The sequence below is a fragment of the Paenibacillus sp. J22R67 genome (genome assembly GCF_059692175.1).
Genome location: NZ_JCAUAX010000002.1, coordinates 1 through 17,286, shown reverse-complemented (window position 1 = coordinate 17,286; position 17,286 = coordinate 1). Strand labels below are relative to the sequence as shown.

Genomic DNA, 17,286 nt, shown 5'->3' with positions numbered 1-17,286 from the left:
GAAAATAGAACAAGAATGGCCGATTGGTTAAGAATTTGCGTTTGGTTAGGAATCCATTCATAAAGGCAAATAGAGGATGCATATGTCGGGTGACAAGAACATTATCTCATTAAGTCCCGCGAAAATCGCGGCTTTTTTGTATTATGGGATAAAGTTCTTGTCAAAACCAAATGACAAGAACTCTATCTCATTCCCGACGAAAGGCATGGAGGAGTATTTCAAACTGAGGGACGGTGAACTATAGTTAAACAATAAAAGCTCAGGAGTTTGCTTCTGTAGACTGACCTTTTATTATTACGTTTATTCTTCTCAATAATATATTCTATGATTATTAGTAAATGGAACTTAGTACAAATTCTTTATCATGCCGGTATAGACCACTATGGCGGCGAGCTCGGTTTTGAAGAATTCGTCACTTCCGAATGGATTTCTGTGCAATTAAATTCGCTTAATTTCCGGTTCAAACATTGCTAAAGCCTGTTTCATTCTATTGTGAAGGAAACAGGTTCTTCTCATTTTTGGATATGAAAATGGTTCAAAAACCGTTGAATAAACATTTTGGACACTTGTGAGCCCTTACTTGTTTTGGAACGCGCCCAGCCTAATCGAATGGGCTCTTGCTCCACACCGCTAATTTCCAATTGTATAAGCTCCCTGCTCCAAGCAAGAGGGCTGGTTATAAATGAAAAATCATACCCCACCGTTACCGCTAAATTTTCCTTCAACGCCGACATTAGGGCATACGGGTTATTGGTTGTGAACAACTGGGTCAAAGGTCCATACATTTCTGTGAAACTACGGACAAAATCAAGGACGAATGGCTCATCATATAAAACGTAAGTGTGTTGGCGCATTTCCTCTGGGGTTACCTTCTTCTTAGGTGCGAGCGACGAGGCTTTCCAAACGCCGATAACCATTTTCCCTTCCCAAATGGGTTCGAATATAATACCTGTTCTGAGTGCCTCATCGCCTTTGATGGCGATCAGTCCGATATCAACTTTATTATGGATGATTTCTTCAATGATTTCTTGTGACGAACCTTCCATAATGCGAAATGCCACATTGGGATAATCCGATTTGAAAGCGCCAACCGTTTTTACCAAGGGAGACATGGCGCCAGGGACCGCCGATACCCGCAATTCAGCATCTTTAATCTCCGCTAAACGCATAGATCTGTCTTTGATTTCCTGCAGTATGCTGACGACTTCCACCATCTTACCAATCACGTACTGTCCTTCCCTGGTCGGCTTAGTTCCTGAACGAGAGCGAATAAAAAGTGGGAATCCGAGCTCTGACTCCAGACTTGCAATCGACTGACTGACAGCGGATTGGGTGACATGCAAATTGGTCGAAGCCGCGGACAAAGACTTGGTTTTGGCGATTTCGATAACATAGTGCAATTGATCAAGGTTCATGTATTTCGCTTCCTTTTACCATTAATTCATCTTATATTAAACTAAAATTTATTAATTATATTAATGTTTAATTCTAATCTATACTGAAACAGAAAGATACTTTATTGATAAAGGAACGCCAATATAGGATTATCCAAAAACAAAACTAGGAGACAAAGAAACCATGAGACTACAAGGAAAAACAGCCATTGTAACCGGCGGAGCAGGCGGGATCGGTAAAGCGACGGTCAAGAAGTTTTTGGAGCAAGGTGCACGTGTTGTATTTACAGATATTAATGAGCAGCTCGGTCAACAAACGTTGGATGAGCTTAAGTCGGTCTCAAATCAAGTCATATTCGTAAAGCACGATGTGCAAAAGGAAGAAGTTGGAGTCTTGTTGTGAACGCGGCAAAAGAACACTTCGGTAGTATAGATATCCTATTCAATAATGCAGGTATGTACAGTGCCAAGCCTGTTACTGAATATGCCGTAGATGAGTGGAATTTCGTACTTGGCATTAACGTTGTCGGCGTATTTCTTGGCATGAAACATGTTGTTCCGACGATAATTGCGCAAAGAAGCGGCTCCATCATCAATACTTCTTCTCTTGCAGGTATTGTGGGAAGCTCTAATCATACTCTCTACGGAGCAAGTAAAGGAGCTGTTCGCATCATGTCCAAGGATCTGGCAAAGGAAGTCGCCGAACATCAGGTGCGCGTCAATTCAATTCATCCAGGTGTTATCCAAACCGCGATGGGCGATGCAGTAGTTTCTGGTAAGCAGATTACAACAAGTCAGCTCGCAGCAGGGATCCCATTGAAAAGTGTGGGAACAACAGAAGAAGTTGCGAGCTTGGTCGTATTCCTGGCTTCCGATGAAGCCAGTTTCATCACGGGGACAGAAATGATCATCGACGGCGGCATGAGCGCTTAAGCCGGACGTTATAACTAACCTACACCTTGGAGGGAAATACAGATGAAATTCACTAACAAAGTAGCTGTAATTACAGGCGGAGGCAGCGGTATCGGCCAAGAGACTTCTCTAAAGTTTGCCCAAGAAGGTGCAAAAGTAATTGTCGCTGACTTTAATGAAATAACAGGGCAAGAAACCGTTGAAATGATCACGAAGAATGGCGGCGAAGCGGCATTTAAACAAGTGGATGTCGGCAGTTTCGAGCAAGTTGAAGCGTTGGCATCGTTCTCAGTGTCAACGTATGGACGGCTTGACGTGATGTTCAACAATGCAGGCATTGGGCTTTCGAGTCCTATTTTACAAGGTAGTGTGGAAAATTATCATAAAATCATTCGTATTAACCAAGACGGCGTTTATTATGGTATCGTTGCCGCTGCTCGCAAAATGGCCGAGCTCGGTCATGGTGGAACGATTATTAACACGGCGTCCGTTATGGGGTATATCGCGACGAATATCGGATCTCTGGGCTACAACTCCTCCAAAGCTGCTGTCGTGATGATGACGCAGTTTGCCGCAGCAGAGCTAGCACCGCAGAACATTCGCGTTGTTGGCGTCGCTCCAGGTTTCGTGCATACCAATATTTTAAATGGGTTAAAAGATAGAGGCTTGGAAGATCCTATTGCCAAGAAGCATATGCGCGGTCAATTGCAGTATCCTGAACAAATCGCGAACACAGTTGTGTTCCTAGCTTCGGAAGAAGCATCCGGTATTAACGGCTCCACAGTCAAAGTGGATGATGGGTATTCATCATTCAAATAAATATAAAGAGCGCTGGCCTTTAAGAGCTAGCTGCTCTTTTTTACTGAGCATCCAAATTTGTTCTTGAAGGGATTCGGATAGTTGAACAATCGTAAATAGGCTGCCGCGTGCAGCCTATTGTGCTAATGTGCAGCTGAGGAATTGGGGTAACTTCCTTGTTTGTTTCGCTAACAGAAAACTGTAGTGGAGCAAAGAGTGGCGGCTTTGAGGACTAAATAACATAAGTACCAGAGAATAACACGACGATTATTTTTACTGCGAGGTGAGAAAATGACTAATCTGGCATGTTGGGTGACTAGAACATGTTCTCATTAAAGGTTGTAAATACCAAATGACAAGAACTTTATTCCATTCCCGATTTATAATAAGAACTTTATCTCATTCACTACGGAGGGTAGAAAGGACTAAATTTCAAATGGTTAATGCTATGGGGGAACAATAGTTGAAACACCGAATGGTGTGACGCGCTGTAACCCTTCACTGTACACTGTACGACGGGCAAATTAGTTAAGTTAAAGTAACTAAGTAACAATAATATCACTACTTTTTGGAACACCGGATATGGTGTATTCTAAAATCGATGATAAATGAAGGAGGCTATCCTATGCAGTATAATAACTTGTCAAAAACAAGTCTTAAAGTTTCCAAGTTAAGTCTTGGAACCATGATGTTCGGAGGGCAAACAAGCGAAGCTGATAGTCTTAAAATCATGGATTACTCATTTGAGCATGGCATTAATTTTTTTGATACTGCAAACTCGTATAATCAGGGTGAAAGCGAAAAGATTGTCGGCAAAGGTCTCAAAGGGAGGCGTGATGAGATTATTATTGCGACAAAGGTACGCGGTCCTATGGGTAAAAACCCTAATAATGCGGGATTAAGTCGCCGAAATATTCTATCTGCTGTTGATGCTAGCTTAATGAGATTGGATACTGATTATATCGACATCTACTACATGCATGCGCCTGACAACGATACAACCATCGAAGAATCACTTGAAACGATGTCTACTTTGGTAAAAGCGGGGAAAATTCGATATATTGGTGTCAGCAACTATGCCGCTTGGCAAGTCGCTGATATGTTGTCTATCTGCGACAAACGCAATTATATCGCACCCATAATCACTCAGAATGTCTATAACCCTATTACCCGCGGCATAGAAACAGAACTCGTTCCTTTTTTAAAAGCGCATGACGTGGGCATGGTCATCTATAACCCGATTGCCGGGGGGTTACTGGCTGGTAAACATAAGCCGGGTCAGCCTACGGAAAATACTCGATTTGCCAATAATGAAACATACTTTAACCGGTACTGGTCAGATGAGAATTTTGCCGCAGTAGACAAGCTTACTCAAATTGCTGCGGAATGTGGATTGAGTATCCTGCAACTTGCGATGAAGTGGTGTGCCGCGCAAGAATCCGTGACGAGTATCATTTCTGGAGTAAGCCGATTAGCCCAAATCGAGCAGAATATTGCGTCGATAGAGGGGCAACCGCTGGATGCCGAGACTCTGTTGAAGTGCGAAGACGTATGGCGTTCATTAGCAGGAACACGTTTCGGATACAACCGATAAGTAACCCGAATATTAATATTACTGAAAGTATAAGGCGGGATCGGATGATCACGCCTTATTTCTATTCTCGTTGGGCCGATCGCCTGTGACTATCGCTTCAAGTAATATCTAGTGCCGATAAATATGATCTTTTGATATGATATCCGACGGGATGAAATGGGGACAAATTTCACGGCTTTTTTAGGCCATATGTTAAATCCAGACGACATTGAACAATTATGTGATGTTCTAAATTCAAGATCTTTAAAGTACGTCGACGAATTTACAAATTACCTACTTACATATAATCCAATAGACAATGGAAAGGCTTGGAAGGTCCAGGCTGGGATTGGTGGCACTGTGGAAATCAGCGGACCTTGCTGTGTGGATTTTACTTTCTCTGAGAAGGTTTGTTATTTTCATCATTATATTAGATGGAAGAATTTTCTCCTTGATGATGAGATTCAGCTTTATCTTAGGAAAGTTACATTCGATCTAGCAAACTACTTTTCATCAATATACGCAATTTATGTACCAGACAATGGCTCTAAAGAATCAGTAATTCTAGATTTTATTTGGGAAGATGAAAATAAAGATATTAAATATATAAAAAATTGGCTTCTTAAACGTTGCGGGACACCCAAGGAAAAGATTCTTCATATTTACCAAAAATACAATGATTACTGGGATTCTGAAGGGTACTATGTAGATTATTTTAGTGATTTAATTAAGGGGCCGGATAGTCCAATACCTAACTAGATTGGCGAAGGTATAGATGACACAGTCTAAGGATACTCCAACGTTGAGGACGGAAAATACTTTAATTATCAAAGGTAATCTGTTGTAGAGCCAAATACGTGAGGAAAGGGAATTCGAGTATCCCTTAACAACTTTCTGCAGGTAACTGCCGGGAAATATGAAAATTAAGAGGAAATGACCTTTATGAGATTGTGATTGGATGCTCAGATCAAGAAAAATAAAACTCTGGGAAAATGTTGAATTTGAATGGTGATGTAATGAATATTTGCTAGTGACGATGGAACTAACGCAGAACGATAGTTCAATCACGACATGACGGCGGCCAGAAAACGATCGGCTGCCGTTATCTTTTGAAGTATGGGCAGAATAGTACGAAATTAAAACGTGACTTGCGGAGGAAGAAAGATGGAGAAGAGCTTCGATTTATTTGAGGGCGCGTTAAAATTGATAAACGCTAATGCAGAGCTACAAAAAGAGAAAATATCAGATAAGACAACTTCCTTCTTATTTAACAATAAGATTCCTAATGAAATTATTGATTTCTTTATTCGTTTTTCATTTGACCAGCATATTAAATTCAACAAAGTGTCATTTTATCAAGTCAATGAAATGCCTGATGAAAATTTATACGAGGAAAACCAACGATGTATTGCAGAAAGGTTGCTAATTATAGGCTGGGGGTTAAACGGAGATTTCATAGTATTGGATTTAGAAAACCTTAAAGTGGGGTATGTATTCCATGATGAATTATGGGAAGATGCAACCATAAATCCAAGAGAAATTTTAATTAATCTACAATGTTCAATCGGTGAGTTTTATTATAGTGCGGTTACAGTTGAAAATTTTCCTGTTGATGGATACCAGGCAGAACAATATTTAAAAAATGGCTAATTTCAGTGCCATGTATCATTAAGCTAACGGTGAACTGTTTGTTCAATACACAGCAATGGGAGGCTGCCGGCACGATCGGCAGCCTTTCGCTCACCTAACAGGCAGTTTACCGCAGAAGCTGTTTCCTATCTTTAATATTTAGCTAATGGTTAAATATTAGATTGACAGGGATTATTTGGGATTATATACTGTCATTACAAATCAAAATGTTATATTTCGAAACGCAATGATTGGGATTATTAAGGAAAAACTATTGCCCAGAGAACTGTCGGACGGTGCGAGACAGTGTATAGGTTCCCCAACTCACCCATAAGTGGTAAGACTGAAGTCGGTAAGTCTTAACGGTTAACCTCCGTAATCGGGTCCTAAGGATTTGCGATGTATTTTTTGCGAATCAAGAAGAGTGGTACCGCGATGGTAATACCTATCGCCTCTTTGAGGCGATAGGTTATTTGTGTTTAAAAAGGGAGGAAATAAGGATGAAGAACGTAATTGAGTATTATTCAAGTTTTGATGAATGGGGAAGGTTGGATAGGGAGCCTTTAGAATTCACTATTAATTGGCATTTTATGAAGAAATACTTGCCGAGTTCTGGTTCTATTTTAGATAATGGTGCTGGACCAGGAAAATACTCGTTTGAATTAGCGAGAAATGGATATAACGTGACCCTCTCTGATATCACACCTAAATTAGTCGAAATTGCAAAAGAAAAAGCTAACGAGCTGGGATTAACTGAAAAATTCAACGGATTCTATTCGTTGAATGCTACTAATTTGCAGGGGATTTCAGATGAAAATTTCGATGCTTCTCTTATGTTAGGCCCCCTATATCATTTGCAGATAGAAAATGATCGAATAGACGCTGTTAGGGAATTGCATCGTGTGACTAAGTATAACGGTATCATTTTTGTTGCTTTCCAAAGTAGAATGAGGATGGTACTTACCTCCTTGCTGTTCCCAACATTTTGGAAACCAAATGATAATATTGGATCCATTAATAGTTTTATGGAAGATGGGATTTTTAATCATACTGATCAAGGTCGTTTCACAGGAGCTTATTACTACAATGTTGAAGATATAAAACCATTTATGGAGAGCCATGGGTTTGAAACGATTGACTTAATTGGCTCTTCAAATATCGGTGCATTAATAAATAACGAACAAAAACAGTATTGGGCCGAGCAAGGGGAAAAGGAAAAGTTGATTGATCTACTTATTAAAATAGCCGGGGATCCATCAGTGTTAGGGATATCATCCCATTTGCTTTACATAGGGAGAAAGAAATAAATATAAGATAGTCAAACAAACCTAGGAGCAGATTGCGGTGGCAACTGCTCCTTTTGTCTTTAAGCTATTGGGCAGATTAACGTGACGAGTGATAAGCCTAAGTTGAAGGATGTTCCACATTTGTGACGAAAAACGTTACAGGAGGTGTTTGTTATGGAAGTTACATTAGACTTAGATTTCACCCCGAGATCACCACGTCCTGGTGTCCCTTATACGGAATCATGCTTTAAACGTTCATCTTCCCGGGTTCAATTTCGAAGTGAAGAAATTGGAGTTGTCCTTGTTGACTTGTGGAACTTTGGTTGGGAAGATGGCCCAGTTATTGATTCCTTAGGTTTTGAGTTAAGCACTGAGAGAGGTACTTCCCATGCATTTAGGAAGAAAGAGATCATTCTAAACAAAATAACGCCAGCAGTAACTTCACTGCGAAAACATGGCATCCAAATTTTCCATTTTAATCATTCTCAGTTTTTAAGTCCTTATCCTCAGTGGCTCACATCGACGAGCGAGGAAGAAAGGTATCATTTTGAAAACCTTCAGGAGTTTTCTGAGGTACATTCTAAGGGAGGTATGGAAGAGAAGAGTAATCCATTTCCAGAATCAGAGTGGGTTGAAACTTGGAGATCCAGACATAGTGATAATGTTTTTAATGGTTCCTGGATGAGTGTGCATGGTAAGGTCTATGATCAAATCAAGATACCTAACGAAATAGAACCGAAAGAAGGAGATCTGCTCATTTATTCTAAAGAACAATTCGACCGTCTTCTCCGGAGTCGTGGTATTAGAGTTCTTTTTTATATGGGATTCGAGACGGACGAGTGCATCATAAACAGCAATTACGGCATTCGGAACATGCATTCTTATGGATACATGACAAATATCGTTCGAGATTGCACGTCAACATATGAGTCGGCTGAAACGTTAAAAGGGTTGTGGCGCACAAAAGTAGCCGTTGAACAAATTGAGAAATTGTGGGGGTATTCCATAACTTCTACTGAGCTTGTGAATTTTGTTCGTGATAAAATAAACAGGGAGCAGACTGCCGTGGCAGCTGCTCCCTGTTTTCATTCAAGTAACGGTTTAGTTACAAAAAAAGTCTGTTGAACCTGCTTACGATTGTGTTGATGGTGTCAATTTACTACCAGTTTTGATGCAAATATCACCGTCAATATTATCCTCCAATACATATCAAATAACTACATTGAAGTAATGTCATAAAAGTTGGAAATATTTAGATGAGTTTCTCCTTTTTAGTAATATAATGCTAATGAGGATGATTAGGAGGTGTACGTGTGAATCGATTGATTGTGTTTATGTTTTTTATGATCTTTTTCACCGCTTGTTCTCAAGAGCCGTTACGGGATAGCCACACTACAGAAGAAGTTACCAAAGTAAATGTCGAAGAAGGCACGATTCTTTACAAGCATATGAATGATAATATGGCTCGTAGACAAAGCGAATTCTCTGGTTCTGATGTTGTTATCGATCTGAGCTATTACACATCCAATACCATTCAAAGAGGCGACATCGTTTACTACCAAAAGCCAAAGGCGGCAATCTCCAATAATGGATCGCCTGATATAGAGATCTCTAGGGTAGTAGCGCTTCCTGGAGAAAGTATTAGGATTGAAAAAGGTCGAGTCTTTATCAATGGAAGAAAACTCGATACCTTTTATGGTAAAGCACTTTGGGGTGGAATGGACGTAGAAGAATTAAAAAAAGCGCTTAAGAACGACCCAAGTTCGGAAGGTATCAAAAATGTAATTAAGATTATTCAGGAAAGCGATGAAACCAGTAAGAAAGAAATCAGAGTTCCTGACGGGCAGTATTATATTATTGGCGATGACTGGATTCGAAGTGGGGATAGTAGACATTATGGTCCGATTTCAAAGGATAGCATACTCGGAAAAGTAGTTGGCTATAAATAATAGTTGCGGAAAGTATATTAAAAATTTTCGAAAAGAGGGGGGATTGCGTTGCTTATTAGTAGTTTAATTTCACGAAAGTTAATCAGTGCATCTGTCTCTTCTTGTATTTTTGTAATTATTTTCGCTTGTTTTGAGCCAAGTGTTTGGAGCGATATTCCTATCCTTGAATACAAATCATATAAGGGGTATATAAAAGACAGTATTTCTTCTATCCCAATATACTTTACTTATGCTTTTCCAGTAATATTAATCTATGGAACATTAACATCTTTAATCTGTGAATTTATTGTTTATAACATTTTTGAATATACACCATTACGAAAATCTAATTTGATTAAATTTACTCTAATGGGCATATTACATCTTGCATTTGGCATGGTTCTCCTTTATATCAGTCTTCTTGCAGCAATTTTATTTTTTCTAGTAGATCAATGGTTTTCTTATAGGCGACAAGTTTATAACTGGACATCCGTATTCAAAAGCTTTTTGGTCCCATTATGCTTTTTCATATTTTGGGTTTCGTTACTTTGGTTTATAGATCATAAATCCACTGTGGTACCATAATTTCTGCTTCGAGATCATAAAGTTGATAGCTTTATCCCTCTTCTTTCAGCGCCACTTTGCCCTCCATGTAGTCCCTTACGCTCCCTCGGAATGATTTGATTTCCTCACGTAAGCTCGTCTATTCGCAGGATTTCATCCTTTAGATTTCGATGATGAATGAAAGATAGCGAGATATATTAGGATGTGTCGTTAAAAAGGCATGCGGGAACAGAGGTGGGGTTGAATCACCCAATTCATTCCAAATGCTGCACGCATTCTCCACGGTGCCCTTAGCGATTTTCACTCCCATGTCTCGACGGGTCAATAGCCCTCTCATTCCTTCGTCACATCTATCTAAGGGGTGGAGGTCGGTCTTTCTAACGGAACAGGTCAGAGCCTTTTTGCGTAATGTATCCCGATACTCCGTGCTTTCTTTGTCTCCTGCGAATACGCCAACTTACGTGAGATAAGGTATATTCTAAGCTGCTAATGCAAAGATTTTATCGGGGTTGTAGGTTTCATTACTACGAGCCATACCAACTAAGAGTCGAGCTAGCTTTCCACATAGCTTCATGATTGATTTCATTTTTTTGAGTTTTTTTACTTGAACATTATGGTGATGAAAGGTAATGTTTTCAATGAGTTGATTTTGCTTATCTTGTAATTTAAACTTCATAGTAGAGCGTCCTCCTGGATGGGATTTTGAGGCAATGACCTCGTGCGTAACCCCATCGTACCGAGGCGCTCGTTTTTTTACAAAGCTGAAATTTATCCATCTACAGGAATCTAACGGGACACTATAGCGCAATAACCAGGGAGCAGCTCGCCACGCGGCAGCTACTCCCTGGTTTCGTTAAACCCTGAAGTATCACAATTATTATCCAAATTCCTTCATTTCTTCGGGCGAAGGATAGCTATTAACGAAACAGCAGTTATTGCAGTACCCGCAGCGAAGTATAGGATTGAAATTCCTGCAAACGCTTGAGCACTGAAGAATGAGAACAACCATGGAGGCTCTCCTCTTACAGCAGCAGGCTGCAGGACCCGGTCGACTAGCGGACCCAAAGCAAAGAATGATAACACCGAAGAAATCATGTTAATTTGGTACAGGAAGGCGAATACTCTTCCTTGTATTGCAGCGGGCACAAACATTTGAAAGTGGGAGCTTAACATAGCGTTGCCAACTGGTAGCGGTATCATCAGCAACAATAACGCGATTCCACGCCCAACTGGGCCCATGACCGTTGCGATTACAATAAACATAAGTCCTGTCAGAATGTATCCTACTGACATTACCTTAATCCGGTCTCGAAAGTGTCCTACCCATGCTACGATTAGAGCTCCTAGAAATGCACCGGCATTCATACATAGCAGTACAAATGGAGTTCCCCAGCCCATTTCCTCCGAAGAGCCGGCGGACACGTAAGGAACAACCATTTCAAGTGTGCCGTTCAGCAGGAAATTGATTATGCCAACATATACGACTAGGTTTATTAATCGATACCGAAACATAAACCGAATTCCTCCTAAGATGTCACGAGAAGCCTCTTGTTCTTGATGTAGGATTCGCTCTATCTTGGCCTCATCTGGCAAACGCACCGACAGCAAGAAGGTCGCCGACGCAAGAAAAGTAATTCCATCCACGATTACAATGCCTGTTATTCCTAGCGGTTCATAGAGAATGCTTATGCACGCAGGGGCAATGATTCCCGCAAGAGGAAATATCATTTCTCTAATGCCGTTAACCCGATCCCGCTGATTCTCATTTGTCAGCATGGTGGTGACGGTTTGCAAGGCAGGACTCTGGAACATGGTACATGTCCCCTGAAAGAAGACAATCACAAACAAAAGCGTCAGACTAAAAAAGCCAAACCCTAAGCTTATCACTAACAATGCGCTGCCTATTGCTTGCCCTGCATCGCTTAGTAAAAACACGATACGTTTTGGGAACCGGTCCACCCATATTCCAGCAATACTTCCGGCGAGCATTGCCGGAAGTTCGTTAAATAATGCAATCCATAAAATCGGCGTTGTTTGATGCGTCGAATGATAGAGCCAAATACCAATCGACATGGAGGTCATTCGAGTGCCGAGTAGCGATAAACCCTCCATGATCATCAACAAATAAAGAATACTCAATCCGCTCTTATTTATAGGTTTCAATGGGAATCCTCCGGATAAAAATTCATCTGCTTCTTGCTGTCGTCTCTTCTAACCGACGTCGTATAGATAAAAGCACACCTAAAGAAACCTGCCGTTACGGGCAAATTTTCTCATACCGTGTACGAACGCTATACAAGTTACTTCGGCTTAGTTGAGAGTGATGAGCAACATGCTGAAGATTCTCCTTTTTATCCCGATTCTTACAAACTCATAGTACCACCAAGGATTTGTCCATGTGAATAGATTTAGAAAAAAATCCACGACCTCAAACGGTTGTGAATTTACATGGTTGAGGTGAACCATATCATATATATATATCATTACGCTCCCTCGGAATATTGATGCTATAATATAATCAACCTTCGTAATTAGGTGGTGTGTACATGATCGTTGCATATCTAGGTCTAGTTGGAATGTTATTTTTTTATGCTATTTTATTTATTGTAGTTTTAAGTATTATTCGAAAAAAATTTGGGGCAAAACCAGCTATAATTTTATTAGGTTTAATGTTTATTGCTATCTCTGTATATTCGATTTGGAGTCATAATTGGTTATTGACTGCATCTACTTTAATATTGAGTATCAATATTTACAAGGGTTTATACAGAAAATTTTTGTGAAAAAGCTAGACGAGAATAGCACAATAAAACAGCGTCAGACTAGGACTATATTTACTAGTCCATGGCTGTCGCTGTTTTAATTTTTATGCTCAGTCTAAAACTTATTTTTAGGGGTCTCACGGTGTTAAAGGATATCGGGTTTTTATATTAGTTCCTTAAACTAACGAGGAACTATAGCACAATAAACAGGGAGCAGTTTGCCGCGGCATCTGTTCCTGTTTTCGTTTATGTAGCGCGCAGATTAGTTGAATTCCGTTGCATCGAATCATAGGTTGGGCGAACCTCTTTGAGAAAAATTGAATAAAAGAACCTCTTCGATGAAGTATCAGAGAGGTTCTTGGTAATTCAGAAGGAAGGAGGAATAGTGAGTCCGAATTCGCTTCTAAGTCCCTGCATTCCTTCGTTCGTTACGCGGACTGCCCGTCCGTTAGGCAATCTCTCAATCCACTTCAACTCGAACAATCGAGTGGTTATCGCGGATCCTAGACTTCCTGCCAAGTGATGACGTCGCTCGCTCCAATCTAAGCATTGTCGAGCAAAATACCGACGTTTCTTAGGAATAACTTCGATTTCCACGCCCCAGTTCTGCAGTTTTTCCTTGCCCTCCGAGCTTAGCGCATAATCTTTCTCCGACTCTTCCAGCCATCGCATATCGACTAGTCGATCCGTAAGAGCAACCCCGATCTTGCCGGCCAAATGATCGTAACAAGTTCGGGCATGCCGTAAGTGATTAAGCTCGTCCGATTCGCGCAAAGAACGAATCGGCTTAGGAGGGGAAATCGCAAGGAGCGATTCTAGAGCGTGCGCGACTTCATGATTGGCAAGACGGAAGTACTTATGTCTGCCGTAATTCTCGTGTAGCAGCAGGCCGCCCTCGACCAACTTGGCTAAGTGCGAACTTGCCGTCTGCGGCGATATTCGTGCGGCTCGAGCCAGATCGCTGGCGGGCAACGCTTTTCCTTCAAGCAAACTCAATAACATCGCAAGACGAGAGGGGTCGCCAATTAATTGAGCGGTCTCCGTGACGTTCGGGTTCATAATCAATTCACTCCAATCCCTTTGTTATTATGATTCGACCGCGACCGAAGTAATCTCATGGTAGCATAGAGAAACAAAACAAAGGAAGAGGAAAAGTTTATGAAGCGTTATGCTTTGGGATTACTTGTCGTGCTTGCCACATCTCTAATGGGCTCATCTTTTGCGGTCGGCAAGGTTGGACTATCGTACGTCTCTCCCCTGCTACTCGTAGGCATACGCTTTACGCTGGCAGGTGTTATTATGGCGCTGGCCGTAACGTTAAAAAACAGGCGTTTGCCTGTAATCACCCGGGATTGGGCTAGACTTCTGCTTATTGGTGTTTTTCAGACGACAGCGGTAATGGGATGTATATTCTTGAGTATGCGTACGATTCCGTCGGGGGAAACCTCGATTTTAACGTTCGTCAATCCGCTACTCGTCGTGGTCTTAGGAAGCGCGTTTATGGGCTTGAGATACCGGCTGTATCAATGGATAGGCGTAATCGTCGGATTTGCCGGCGTATTCGTAACGCTAGGATTCCACATGCAATTCTCGATTGGAACGTTACTCGGACTAGGTTCCGCGCTAGCATGGGCGATTGCTACCTTATTGGTCAAAAAATGGGGGGAACGATTCGACAACTGGGTGTTGACGGCGTATCAAATGTTGTTCGGAGGATTGCTCCTCCTGGTGTTAAGCTTAAGTATGGAAACTCCGCGCCTTATTCTCAACTGGACCTCATCCGGAGTCATCCTCTATTTAGCGATACTAGGATCGATCGTCCAGTTTGCAACATGGTATTATCTGCTCAGCAAAGGAGACCCGGGCAAAACAAGCGCTTTTCTGTTTTTAGCTCCGTTCTTCGGCGTCCTGTCCGGATGGTTGATTCTGGGTGAGGTTATCCACTGGTATGTTTATGTCGGGGGGATTGGTATTTTCATTGGCATATTCTTGGTCAACTGGAAGGCTAAAAATAAAATCGGCAGGAAGAAGGATTAGTTATGAATCGTTTGCTTTTTTCGGCGTTATTGATGCTAAGTCTCATCTGGGGAGGCTTCTTTTTCTTCATTAAGCATCTGCTTGAGGATTTCGGTCCTTGGACGATCGCGTTTCTTAGGTCCAGCTTTGGTTTGATTGCCATAACAACGATCATGCTCGTATTACGGAAGCCATTCGAGCTGCGAAAGATCCAGTGGTTCAGGATGACGGTTATGGCTTTGTTCAATACTGCCGTTCCATGGGCAATTATTGGATTTAGTGAAACGAGGCTGACGAGCAACATGGCATCGATCTTGAATGCGACAACGCCGAACAGTTAAAAATGATGAGTTTCCAAACCGTTCCGATTTCTGAATATGATATTCACTATGAGAACATTGGTTGCGGTATTGAAACTATTCAATGGATATTTGCTAATTCCCATCCAAACGCTGTTTTTTCATTACATAATTATTACCGATACAAATTTGATGAACATGAATTTTCACTCTATGAAACTAAGGTGCAGGATAAAGAAGGTGGAATTCTAGCTCGAAAAGTGTAATTCTAAGTTAATTGAACTATTACATATGACACCGAGGCAGCCGACATTCTCGATCGGCTGCTTTTTGCTGAACTAACGGGGAGGAAAGATAAAATCTTCGTTATTTATTACCTTTGAGGTAAAGAATCATAATAGTTAAAATTATTAGTCCTATAATTAATAAAGGACCGAGACCTGTGATATACACAATGTATATTTTTATATTAAGGATAGCGTTCACAATAAGAACTATTAATAAGGAGATACACAATAAAATGATTAGAGGCATGTTCTTATTTCTACGCAAAACAACCAGCCCCTTTTATAGAAGATTACTTATACAGTAAAGAATAAAAAGCCAAGCAATAAAATGGCGTCACCATAATAAATTTATCTGTTATAAAACATTATGCGAATCACATCTTGTACTATTATGGAAAGCATACAATGTTTTTTCTTCAACTTAACTGTTCCGTACTTATATGTCTCAATGGATGGATTAAATAAATTGATGGTGAATATTCAAATCAATCACTAGTTTTGAAAGATAACAAAAGGTATTGACGGGCACGATAGTTAAAACATCGAAAGAGATGCCGAACGGCGCAACTATTGGTTGTTTCCCGAGTCTTGAAATATGGAGATTTGATGGGTTGGACACGAAAACAAACTGAAGAGGTGAAATATGATTCGGGGAGTAATTATCGAAGGGTTATCTACCACAGAAAAAAGTTCAGTATTTTCTGCATTAAAGAAATTACATAGCCAAACACATAATAGTGAAAAGACAGTAATTGCAATAAGTGAACACTATTCGCAAGTATTGCATTCATACAAAGGCGTTCTAAGAGCGATGGACAAGGATGAACATATTCAACTTGTAATTCGTCATGTTGATTATCTTGAGCAGCAATACAATTGGATTGATTCACTTAGTCATACGAAAATATCAAAAGGTGTATTTTATCTTCTAGAAAGGTTCCATATAAATCATCGAGCGGCATTCATAACTTCTAATGAAATTTAGATGTTGGAAAAACGTCTATCAAGGCTTAATTCACATTGTGTCCTCTTAACTTTGTCCGAAGATTCAGTTAAGCCTAGATATATTGAAAGTCGTGGCGAAGCTTGGAAATCATATGTGATGGAGAACTATTCCACGGAAAAAGAAGCATGTCAGAAGTTCTTAGAGGATCAAGAAAAACTTCGCATGCATGCGAAACAATTACTAATTCCTACTTTAGAGATAAACACAGACAAAGCAGATTGGGATTATTATGCAAAACAAATACACATTACATTAACATCTAACGGCGCAGCTCTACTATATTCAGAACGATACATATGAATTAATTCGGGCTGAATTAAGTGGCTCAAGCAAGCAGAAAATTATTGAAAATGTTTCAAAGAGTTTCATCATAGAAGATGGATGGGGCTATTACATTAAAGCAAACAACCTATATAAATCAAGTATAGACGGCACTACGACTATTTTGCTACACAGCGTTGATCCAATGAAAGACAATTGTCCATTGTATGATTCTCTTCAATATCGTGATGAGTGGATCTACTTTTTGCACGGAAAAGTAGGGTTTTCTTCAAGCATAAGTATTGAAAAAATTAGGGTTGATGGAACCGGGCATACACGGGTGGCTAACGCTAGATACGGAATGCAATTGTATGACGCTGATTCCCTTTTCTTTGTATGGACCAAAGGTTTTAATACGACAGAGAATAGTATAGAAAAAGCAAATAACTACTAAGCATAACAGCTAATAACTTGTCAAGATTTTTCAATAGAAAATCGAAAAGATGATGCTATACTAATTACTGAGCATGCTAAATAACCTTCCAATATGGTTTTGGAAAGTTTTTCATGG

General features: G+C 40.4%; 17 protein-coding genes, 3 pseudogenes and 1 other annotated feature. Of the genes and pseudogenes, 15 read left to right on the top strand and 5 right to left on the bottom strand.

Annotated elements, in window-relative coordinates; all coding sequences use genetic code 11:
- Positions 1-512: 512 nt before the first annotated feature.
- On the bottom strand, positions 513-1,415 hold the full coding sequence (locus AC58VC_RS05980; RefSeq protein WP_497367934.1) for a LysR family transcriptional regulator: 903 nt from the start codon (positions 1,413-1,415) through the stop codon (positions 513-515).
- A gap of 163 nt (positions 1,416-1,578) precedes the next feature.
- Here AC58VC_RS05980 and AC58VC_RS05975 point away from each other — a divergent pair.
- The 8 genes and pseudogenes from AC58VC_RS05975 (at position 1,579) to lepB (ending at position 9,541) form a co-directional block, all read left to right on the top strand.
- Positions 1,579-2,327, top strand: a pseudogene (locus AC58VC_RS05975) (SDR family NAD(P)-dependent oxidoreductase).
- Between the two features lie 42 nt (positions 2,328-2,369).
- Positions 2,370-3,125 carry an SDR family NAD(P)-dependent oxidoreductase gene (locus AC58VC_RS05970; RefSeq protein WP_497367933.1) on the top strand — a complete coding sequence of 252 codons (756 nt, stop codon included), beginning with the start codon at positions 2,370-2,372 and terminating at the stop codon, positions 3,123-3,125.
- A 604-nt stretch (positions 3,126-3,729) separates the two neighbouring features.
- Positions 3,730-4,698 carry an aldo/keto reductase gene (locus AC58VC_RS05965; protein WP_497367932.1) on the top strand — a complete coding sequence of 323 codons (969 nt, stop codon included), beginning with the start codon at positions 3,730-3,732 and terminating at the stop codon, positions 4,696-4,698.
- Positions 4,699-4,887: 189 nt separating this feature from the next.
- Positions 4,888-5,436, top strand: coding sequence for a hypothetical protein (locus AC58VC_RS05960; RefSeq protein WP_497367931.1), 549 nt, complete (start codon positions 4,888-4,890; stop codon positions 5,434-5,436).
- Between the two features lie 405 nt (positions 5,437-5,841).
- Positions 5,842-6,327 carry a hypothetical protein gene (locus AC58VC_RS05955; protein WP_497367930.1) on the top strand — a complete coding sequence of 162 codons (486 nt, stop codon included), beginning with the start codon at positions 5,842-5,844 and terminating at the stop codon, positions 6,325-6,327.
- 217 nt (positions 6,328-6,544) lie between these two features.
- Positions 6,545-6,765, top strand: a binding site (T-box leader).
- Between the two features lie 41 nt (positions 6,766-6,806).
- Positions 6,807-7,613 (top strand): class I SAM-dependent methyltransferase, encoded by an 807-nt coding sequence (locus AC58VC_RS05950; RefSeq protein ID WP_497367929.1) that lies wholly within the window; start codon positions 6,807-6,809, stop codon positions 7,611-7,613.
- A gap of 153 nt (positions 7,614-7,766) precedes the next feature.
- Positions 7,767-8,717, top strand: a complete 951-nt coding sequence (locus AC58VC_RS05945; protein WP_497367928.1) for an isochorismatase family protein — start codon at positions 7,767-7,769, stop codon at positions 8,715-8,717.
- A gap of 188 nt (positions 8,718-8,905) precedes the next feature.
- On the top strand, positions 8,906-9,541 hold the full coding sequence (gene lepB, locus AC58VC_RS05940) for a signal peptidase I (RefSeq protein ID WP_497367927.1): 636 nt from the start codon (positions 8,906-8,908) through the stop codon (positions 9,539-9,541).
- A 703-nt stretch (positions 9,542-10,244) separates the two neighbouring features.
- On the opposite strand, the gene AC58VC_RS05935 is transcribed toward lepB, so the two are convergent.
- The 3 genes and pseudogenes from AC58VC_RS05935 to AC58VC_RS05925 form a co-directional block, all read right to left on the bottom strand.
- Positions 10,245-10,394 (bottom strand): hypothetical protein, encoded by a 150-nt coding sequence (locus tag AC58VC_RS05935; RefSeq protein WP_497367926.1) that lies wholly within the window; start codon positions 10,392-10,394, stop codon positions 10,245-10,247.
- A gap of 168 nt (positions 10,395-10,562) precedes the next feature.
- Positions 10,563-10,706: pseudogene (locus AC58VC_RS05930) on the bottom strand (IS110 family RNA-guided transposase); the annotation flags it as partial.
- 269 nt (positions 10,707-10,975) lie between these two features.
- Positions 10,976-12,247 carry an MFS transporter gene (locus tag AC58VC_RS05925; RefSeq protein ID WP_497367925.1) on the bottom strand — a complete coding sequence of 424 codons (1,272 nt, stop codon included), beginning with the start codon at positions 12,245-12,247 and terminating at the stop codon, positions 10,976-10,978.
- A 383-nt stretch (positions 12,248-12,630) separates the two neighbouring features.
- On the opposite strand from AC58VC_RS05925, the gene AC58VC_RS05920 reads away from it, so the two are divergent.
- Positions 12,631-12,867, top strand: coding sequence for a hypothetical protein (locus AC58VC_RS05920; protein WP_497367924.1), 237 nt, complete (start codon positions 12,631-12,633; stop codon positions 12,865-12,867).
- A gap of 345 nt (positions 12,868-13,212) precedes the next feature.
- Here AC58VC_RS05920 and AC58VC_RS05915 read toward each other — a convergent pair whose 3' ends face one another.
- Positions 13,213-13,911, bottom strand: a complete 699-nt coding sequence (locus AC58VC_RS05915) for an ArsR/SmtB family transcription factor (protein WP_497367923.1) — start codon at positions 13,909-13,911, stop codon at positions 13,213-13,215.
- Positions 13,912-14,004: 93 nt separating this feature from the next.
- Between AC58VC_RS05915 and AC58VC_RS05910 the strand changes: the two genes are divergently transcribed.
- The 6 genes and pseudogenes from AC58VC_RS05910 to AC58VC_RS05885 all read left to right on the top strand — a co-directional run bounded on the left by AC58VC_RS05910 (position 14,005) and on the right by AC58VC_RS05885 (position 17,169).
- Complete coding sequence (locus AC58VC_RS05910) at positions 14,005-14,883, top strand: DMT family transporter (protein WP_497367922.1); 879 nt, start codon at positions 14,005-14,007, stop codon at positions 14,881-14,883.
- 2 nt (positions 14,884-14,885) lie between these two features.
- A pseudogene (locus AC58VC_RS05905) lies at positions 14,886-15,194 on the top strand (EamA family transporter); the annotation flags it as partial.
- 14 nt (positions 15,195-15,208) lie between these two features.
- A complete protein-coding gene (locus AC58VC_RS05900; protein ID WP_497367921.1) occupies positions 15,209-15,427 on the top strand; it encodes a hypothetical protein in 219 nt (72 codons plus the stop codon).
- Between the two features lie 664 nt (positions 15,428-16,091).
- Positions 16,092-16,433, top strand: coding sequence for a hypothetical protein (locus AC58VC_RS05895; RefSeq protein WP_497367920.1), 342 nt, complete (start codon positions 16,092-16,094; stop codon positions 16,431-16,433).
- On the top strand, positions 16,434-16,754 hold the full coding sequence (locus AC58VC_RS05890; RefSeq protein WP_497367919.1) for a hypothetical protein: 321 nt from the start codon (positions 16,434-16,436) through the stop codon (positions 16,752-16,754). It begins immediately after the preceding gene.
- Entirely contained in the window at positions 16,735-17,169 is a 435-nt protein-coding gene (locus AC58VC_RS05885) for a hypothetical protein (RefSeq protein ID WP_497368976.1), read from the top strand. The genes AC58VC_RS05890 and AC58VC_RS05885 overlap by 20 nt, the downstream gene beginning before the upstream one ends.
- Positions 17,170-17,286 lie beyond the last annotated feature (117 nt).

Coding starts and splice junctions, on each gene's coding strand:
- AC58VC_RS05920 (WP_497367924.1), top strand. CDS start 12,631: ATGATCGTTGCATATCTAGGTCTAGTTGGAATGTTATTTTTTTATGCT.
- AC58VC_RS05945 (WP_497367928.1), top strand. CDS start 7,767: ATGGAAGTTACATTAGACTTAGATTTCACCCCGAGATCACCACGTCCT.
- AC58VC_RS05980 (WP_497367934.1), bottom strand. CDS start 1,415: ATGAACCTTGATCAATTGCACTATGTTATCGAAATCGCCAAAACCAAG.
- AC58VC_RS05965 (WP_497367932.1), top strand. CDS start 3,730: ATGCAGTATAATAACTTGTCAAAAACAAGTCTTAAAGTTTCCAAGTTA.
- AC58VC_RS05955 (WP_497367930.1), top strand. CDS start 5,842: ATGGAGAAGAGCTTCGATTTATTTGAGGGCGCGTTAAAATTGATAAAC.
- AC58VC_RS05910 (WP_497367922.1), top strand. CDS start 14,005: ATGAAGCGTTATGCTTTGGGATTACTTGTCGTGCTTGCCACATCTCTA.
- AC58VC_RS05970 (WP_497367933.1), top strand. CDS start 2,370: ATGAAATTCACTAACAAAGTAGCTGTAATTACAGGCGGAGGCAGCGGT.
- AC58VC_RS05950 (WP_497367929.1), top strand. CDS start 6,807: ATGAAGAACGTAATTGAGTATTATTCAAGTTTTGATGAATGGGGAAGG.
- AC58VC_RS05935 (WP_497367926.1), bottom strand. CDS start 10,394: ATGGGAGTGAAAATCGCTAAGGGCACCGTGGAGAATGCGTGCAGCATT.
- AC58VC_RS05960 (WP_497367931.1), top strand. CDS start 4,888: ATGTTAAATCCAGACGACATTGAACAATTATGTGATGTTCTAAATTCA.
- AC58VC_RS05895 (WP_497367920.1), top strand. CDS start 16,092: ATGATTCGGGGAGTAATTATCGAAGGGTTATCTACCACAGAAAAAAGT.
- AC58VC_RS05900 (WP_497367921.1), top strand. CDS start 15,209: ATGAGTTTCCAAACCGTTCCGATTTCTGAATATGATATTCACTATGAG.
- AC58VC_RS05890 (WP_497367919.1), top strand. CDS start 16,434: ATGTTGGAAAAACGTCTATCAAGGCTTAATTCACATTGTGTCCTCTTA.